This window comes from Snuella sedimenti (genome assembly GCF_016428595.1).
Classification (GTDB): Bacteria; Bacteroidota; Bacteroidia; order Flavobacteriales; family Flavobacteriaceae; genus Snuella; species Snuella sedimenti.
Window position 1 is genome coordinate 410,183 of record NZ_JAELVQ010000002.1, and the last position, 6,445, is coordinate 416,627.

7 protein-coding genes are annotated in these 6,445 nt (G+C 34.5%); 3 read left to right on the plus strand and 4 right to left on the minus strand.

Translation table 11 applies throughout. The features are described from left to right. Positions 1 to 55: 55 nt before the first annotated feature. Positions 56 to 1,294, minus strand: coding sequence for a diaminopimelate decarboxylase (gene lysA, locus JF259_RS03530; RefSeq protein WP_199113400.1), 1,239 nt, complete (start codon positions 1,292 to 1,294; stop codon positions 56 to 58). Positions 1,295 to 1,493: 199 nt separating this feature from the next. Between lysA and sucC the strand changes: the two genes are divergently transcribed. Continuing rightward, complete coding sequence (sucC, locus tag JF259_RS03535) at positions 1,494 to 2,684, plus strand: ADP-forming succinate--CoA ligase subunit beta (protein WP_199113402.1); 1,191 nt, start codon at positions 1,494 to 1,496, stop codon at positions 2,682 to 2,684. A 137-nt stretch (positions 2,685 to 2,821) separates the two neighbouring features. Further along, positions 2,822 to 3,166, plus strand: coding sequence for a hypothetical protein (locus JF259_RS03540; RefSeq protein WP_199113404.1), 345 nt, complete (start codon positions 2,822 to 2,824; stop codon positions 3,164 to 3,166). 43 nt (positions 3,167 to 3,209) lie between these two features. Here the strand turns inward: JF259_RS03540 and JF259_RS03545 are convergent, their stop codons facing one another. Then, positions 3,210 to 3,458 carry a DUF1456 family protein gene (locus JF259_RS03545; protein WP_199113406.1) on the minus strand — a complete coding sequence of 83 codons (249 nt, stop codon included), beginning with the start codon at positions 3,456 to 3,458 and terminating at the stop codon, positions 3,210 to 3,212. Positions 3,459 to 3,829: 371 nt separating this feature from the next. On the opposite strand from JF259_RS03545, the gene JF259_RS03550 reads away from it, so the two are divergent. Beyond that, entirely contained in the window at positions 3,830 to 4,231 is a 402-nt protein-coding gene (locus JF259_RS03550; RefSeq protein ID WP_199113438.1) for a TerB family tellurite resistance protein, read from the plus strand. Positions 4,232 to 4,292: 61 nt separating this feature from the next. On the opposite strand, the gene uvrB is transcribed toward JF259_RS03550, so the two are convergent. Continuing rightward, complete coding sequence (gene uvrB / locus JF259_RS03555; RefSeq protein ID WP_199113408.1) at positions 4,293 to 6,296, minus strand: excinuclease ABC subunit UvrB; 2,004 nt, start codon at positions 6,294 to 6,296, stop codon at positions 4,293 to 4,295. Positions 6,297 to 6,321: 25 nt separating this feature from the next. Next, on the minus strand, positions 6,322 to 6,445 hold a 124-nt coding region (locus tag JF259_RS17675), incomplete at its 5' end, for a T9SS type B sorting domain-containing protein (protein WP_199113410.1).

Below are 6,445 nucleotides of genomic sequence, written 5' to 3' on the forward strand. Positions count from 1 at the left end.
AGCCAATTTGTAAAAGTTTAAATCACTTCTTTTAACTAAGATTTAATACAATAGGCTATTTGGATAAAACAGCTTCTTTTTTCGAATTACTGAAATCAACTTCTATTTGATTTTTTATAATATCATCGAAGGTTTCCCTTTTTCTTATTAAATGAGCAGCGCCATTATACCATAATACTTCTGCAGGGCGAAATCTGGAGTTATAATTGCTGGCCATTGAAAAACAGTATGCACCAGCATTTTTAAAGCATAAAACATCACCCTCTGTTATTTCATTAATGCGGCGGTTATTACCAAAAGTATCCGTTTCGCATATATAGCCTACAACGGTATAGAAACGCTCTTTTCCTTTGGGGTTGGAAATGTTTATTATATCGTGATGCGAGCCATAGAACATAGGCCTTATTAAATGGTTAAATCCAGAATCGACCTGTGCAAATACGGTTGAGGTTGTTTGTTTTACTGCATTCACCTGTGTTAAGAAGCTGCCTGCTTCACTAACTAAAAACTTACCAGGTTCGAAGGCTAGTGTTAAGTCTTTTCCGTATTCCTTACAAAAGGCATTGAACTTTGCAGTTAATTTTTTTCCTAGCTCTTCAATATTGGTTTCTATATCTCCCGCCTTATAAGGCACTTTAAAACCGGAGCCAAAATCGATAAATTCAAGATTTTTAAATGACCTTGCTGTTTCAAATAGAATTTCACTAGCATATAAAAATACATCAATGTCCAAGATATCACTGCCTGTATGCATGTGTATACCATTAATAGTCATTTTTGTGTTTTCTATAATTCGTAACAAATGCGGAATTTGATGGATGGAAATACCAAACTTAGAGTCGATATGTCCTACAGAAATTTTACTGTTACCCCCGGCCATAATGTGCGGATTAATCCTAATACATACTGGAATGTCAGGGTGCTTCGTTCCAAATTGTTCTAATATGGATAGGTTGTCAATATTTATTTGAACACCTAATTTAGCAGCCGTTTCAATTTCGTCCAACGATACACCATTGGGTGTAAAAATGATCTGTTCAGGTAAAAATCCGGCAGCCAATCCAAGATTGATCTCTTGAATAGAAACAGTATCTATACCAGATCCCAATGTATTAAGGAATTTTAATATAGATATATTAGACAAAGCCTTTACTGCATAATTGATTTTTAAGGTGTTAACACCTTTAAAAGCATTGGTTAGCCGTTTGTATTGAGCAGCTATTTTCTCGGCATCATACACATAAACAGGGCTTCCATAATCTTGTGCTATCTTAAGCAATTGATCATTAGTCATATGTTCTATTTTTGTGCAAAGATATTTCTTTAGCTTTAATAAAAAATAAATAAACAAAATTTATACAAATTAAACATTTTGTTAAATATATAACAATTGAATTTTTTACAAAAGTGTCAGATACGGATTCTTATATAAAATATTAGTGTAATTAATGGCTATTATTTACATTTGCCTTTCTTAAACGATTAAGCAAATTATGAATTTACACGAATATCAAGGTAAAGAAATATTAAGTAGTTTTGGAGTACGTATCCAACGTGGTATTGTTGCTCAAAATGTACAGGAAGCAGTAGCAGCTGCTAAACAATTGACAGAAGAAACAGGAACTGGTTGGCATGTTATTAAAGCTCAGATTCATGCTGGTGGACGTGGAAAAGGCGGCGGTGTTAAGCTTGCTAAGAACCTTCAAGAAGTTGAGGATATTGCAGGTCAAATAATAGGAATGAACTTAATCACACCACAAACATCTGCAACAGGTAAAAAAGTACATCAGGTTTTGGTTGCTGAGGATGTTTATTATCCAGGAGATAGTGAGACGAGTGAGTTTTATGTGTCTGTACTTTTAAATAGAGCAACTGGACGCAATATGATTATGTATTCTACCGAAGGTGGTATGGATATTGAAACGGTTGCTGAAGAAACCCCCCATTTAATATTTACTGAAGAAATTGATCCAGCTGTTGGGATTATGCCGTTTCAAGCTAGACGTGTTGCTTTTAATCTTGGGTTATCGGGTACGGCTTTTAAAGAAATGACAAAGTTTGTTACCAGTCTTTATACAGCGTATGTGAAATCGGATGCCTCCTTATTTGAGATCAATCCGGTTTTAAAAACGAGTGATGATAAAATAATGGCTGTTGATGCTAAGGTGACTATTGATGATAATGCACTTTACAGACATAAAGATTATTTGGAGCTAAGAGATATTCGAGAAGAAAGTGCTATTGAAGTAGAAGCGGGAGAGAAAGGCTTAAATTATGTAGATCTTGACGGAAATGTTGGGTGTATGGTTAACGGTGCAGGATTAGCAATGGCAACTATGGATTTAATAAAGCAAGCTGGAGGTGAGCCAGCAAACTTCTTGGATGTAGGAGGAACAGCTGATGCAGCACGTGTAGAAGCAGCTTTTAAAATCATTTTAAAAGATCCCGCTGTTAAGGCTATTTTAATCAATATTTTTGGTGGGATTGTACGTTGTGACCGCGTAGCACAAGGGGTTATCGATGCTTACAAGAATATGGGGAATATTAACGTTCCTATTATTGTACGTTTACAAGGTACCAATGCCGATATCGCCAAAGAGTTAATAGATAATTCTGGATTGGATGTCTTGAGTGCCACCGAATTTCAAGAAGCAGCAGATAAAGTACAACAGGTGTTAGCTTAAGCTTAACATGTTGTAATTTTTCTTAATTATAAGATATAGTTTTGTTAAGAGTAGTGTAATGCACTACTCTTTTTTATTGTATAGTTTTGAATTGAAATTTAATAGGAATTATTAAAACAACAATAAAAACAAAAACTATGAAAACAATTAAATTAGTATCAGTACTGGCAATTTTAGTATGTGCAAATATGGGTTTTGCTCATACCGATCCTAAAAAGGAAAAACCAAAGTCGGAGAGCATATCCAATGAAATACAAAGCCTTTTGGGCCGATCAAGCTTGGTAGTTGAAGAAGATGTGTTAGCCAAAGTTTATTTTACAATAAACTTAAAAAACGAGATAGTCGTTTTAACTGTAGATTCCGATTCATTTGCATTGGAAGCATTCATCAAGTCAAACTTGAATTATAGTAAAATAAAAACAAAAGGAATAAAACAAGGGAAACGGTATGTTATACCCGTTAAGTTAGAAGCACATAAATAGCGCATTAAATAACAACGTACAACCTAGCTCTTAAATAATTAATTTATTTAGGGGCTTTTTTTTCTCCTTTGGGTGGCATTGGCCCCCGAAGGTGAATAACTAAACCATTTAAGAAATTACGTAAAATTTGATCACCACATTCTACATATTTTGGATGATCTTCTCGTCTAAAAAAAGCGCCCAATTCGCTTTTAGAAACTCTAAAGTCTACAAGGGCTAAAATTTTTATTATATCGTCATCACGTAGCTTTAAGGCCACTCGAAGTTTCTTTAAAATATCATTATTGGTCATAAGCTTAATTTAAGGGAACAATATATTATTTTTTGCATAAATAATTAATAAAATACGCTTTTGCTAGCGTTTTTATAGTTTTTGCAAAATTAACTTAAAAGTATTTTCAAATTAGCATTGGTTTACAATTAATTTGTGTTTTTTAATTAATTGAAAATCAACATATTAAATAATTGTTTTTATTGGGGATTAGCGAGCAATATTATGCTTGTTTTGTCTAAATATCGATTTTTTTTTCTTCTTAATGAGATAAAGTCAATAAAATATACGATAAAATACGGGTTGGTTTTCGATAAGAGACAATATATATACGATTAATAAAGTACAGTTATGCGTATCTTTATAGTATAATTAATTAATCCTTCCTAATGATGATTAATAGGGTAGAAAAATTAAGTCTTCTATCAGAAATGATAGCATTTGCTAAATATGATAAGGACATAAATAATGTTGAATACAATTTTTTGTTGGGAGTAGCAAAACAGTTGGAAATTAGTCGTTCTGATTTTGATTATTTAATAGAACACCCCGTAACCTATACGCATTTAAAATCACATAGTGAGCGTATTGTACAGTTTCACCGATTGGTATTATTGTTGAATATAGACAGCGAAAGTAGTTCTTCAGGTGTTATTAAGTTATACAATTTTGGTTTGCGAATGGGGTTAAGTCATGAGTCTATTACTAAGGTGTTATACTTAATGGAAAGTTTTCCAAATAAGATAGTACCACCAGATGTGTTGATTGATATTTTTAAAACGCAGTATAATTAATAATAAATTCTGCTAAGTTTAATTATAGTGTTTGTTTTTAAAAATTGGAAAAGCTAAAAGTTTAAACTTTTAGCTTTTCTAATTTTGTTTGGTAATTCTTGATCTCATCCCTTAATTTGGCTGCTACCATAAAGTCTAAGGCTTTGGCCGCTTCCTCCATCATTTTACGCTTCTCCCTGATTTTTTTCTCCAATTCAGGTTTACTCAAATAATCACTTTCCGGTTCTGCAGCTCTTAGGGCTTCTAATTCATAGCTATAGGTGCTCACCGAATTTTTTGTGAGTGCATTGTCCAAACTTTTGTTTAAGGCTTTAGGAACGATGTTGTTTTTTGCATTGTAATCAATTTGTTTTATACGCCTGTATTCGGTTTCGTCAATGGTCTTTTGCATGCTCTTAGTTATGGTGTCGGCATACATAATGGCTTTTCCGTTTAGGTTTCTAGCAGCACGCCCAACTGTTTGCGTTAAGGAACGTGCCGATCGTAAAAAGCCTTCTTTGTCAGCATCTAAAATGGCCACTAAAGATACTTCGGGTAAATCTAAGCCTTCACGTAATAAATTTACACCAACCAACACGTCAAACAGCCCCTTACGCAAGTCCTGCATGATTTCGACGCGTTCTAATGTGTCAACGTCACTGTGGATATAGCGACACCGGATTTGAATGCGATCGAGGTATTTTGTTAATTCCTCGGCCATACGTTTGGTTAGTGTGGTAACTAGGGTACGCTCATCTTTTTCAACACGCAATTGAATTTCTTCTATAAGATCGTCTATTTGATTTAAGCTAGGTCGTACTTCAATTTCCGGATCTAAAAGTCCTGTTGGTCTAATAACTTGTTCAACATATATCCCATCTGTTTTTTGTAATTCATAATCGGCTGGTGTCGCACTAACATAAATAACTTGATTTTGAAGTGCTTCAAATTCTTCAAATTTTAAAGGACGGTTATCCATTGCCGCAGGCAGTCTAAAACCGTATTCAACTAAATTTTCTTTACGGCTTCTGTCGCCGCCGTACATGGCGTGTACTTGTGAAATAGTTACGTGACTTTCATCTACGACCATTAGGTAGTCGTCTGGAAAATAATCTAGAAGGCAAAAGGGACGTGTGCCCGGCTGCCGACCATCCAAATATCTGGAATAATTTTCAATACCAGAGCAATAGCCTAATTCCCGTATCATCTCTAAATCGAATTCGGTGCGTTCTTTTAAGCGTTTTGCTTCTAGATGCTTACCTATTTCCTTAAAGTAATCATGTTGTTTTACCAGATCATCTTGAATATCTTTGATAGCGTTTTGCAATACTTCGGGAGAGGTCACAAACATATTTGCTGGATAAATATTTAGACGATCATACTTTTCCACGACTTGGTTGGATTGTATATTAAAAGCTTCAATATCTTCAATCTCGTCCCCAAAGAAATGAATTCTAAAGGCGTCATCAGCATAGCTAGGAAAAATATCGACGGTATCTCCTTTTATTCTGAAATTTCCGCGATTAAATTCTCCTTCGGTACGTGAATAAAGGCTCTGTACTAATTGATGTAGCAATTTTGTTCTTGAAATAACCTGATCCCGTTTTAAGGTGATAACATTTTTTTGAAACTCTACAGGGTTACCAATACCATATAAACAGGAAACAGAAGCAACAACTAAGACGTCCCTTCGCCCTGAAAGCAATGAAGAGGTCGTGCTTAAACGCATTTTTTCTATTTCTTCGTTAATGGATAAGTCTTTCTCAATATAGACGCCAGAAACGGGGATATAGGCTTCGGGTTGGTAATAATCATAGTAGGAAACAAAATATTCAACAGCATTATTTGGAAAAAACTGTTTAAATTCTGAATATAATTGAGCTGCCAATGTTTTGTTATGTGCTAGTACTAAAGTAGGACGTTGTACTTCTTGAATGACATTTGCAACTGTAAATGTTTTACCCGATCCAGTTACACCAAGTAGTGTTTGGTATTTTTCATTGGTATTAATGCCATCAACTAACTGTTTGATCGCTTGGGGCTGATCCCCTGTAGGGCTAAATTCTGATTCAATTTTAAAACGCATGTAGCAAAATTACGTAAAATATAGCTTAGCGTTTCAAACTAAAATGCCCCATAAAGGTTCTACCGTCTTGAAGTATGACCTTGAACCAGTAATCGTCGGAGCTTAGGCGTTTACCGTTAAAGGTGCCGTCCCATCCATTAGATGTTGTT

Excerpts from the sequence above, each read along its gene's own strand:
- lysA (WP_199113400.1), bottom strand. The coding sequence starts at position 1,294 with ATGACTAATGATCAATTGCTTAAGATAGCACAAGATTATGGAAGCCCT.
- sucC (WP_199113402.1), top strand. The coding sequence starts at position 1,494 with ATGAATTTACACGAATATCAAGGTAAAGAAATATTAAGTAGTTTTGGA.
- JF259_RS03540 (WP_199113404.1), top strand. The coding sequence starts at position 2,822 with ATGAAAACAATTAAATTAGTATCAGTACTGGCAATTTTAGTATGTGCA.
- JF259_RS03545 (WP_199113406.1), bottom strand. The coding sequence starts at position 3,458 with ATGACCAATAATGATATTTTAAAGAAACTTCGAGTGGCCTTAAAGCTA.
- JF259_RS03550 (WP_199113438.1), top strand. The coding sequence starts at position 3,830 with ATGATTAATAGGGTAGAAAAATTAAGTCTTCTATCAGAAATGATAGCA.
- uvrB (WP_199113408.1), bottom strand. The coding sequence starts at position 6,296 with ATGCGTTTTAAAATTGAATCAGAATTTAGCCCTACAGGGGATCAGCCC.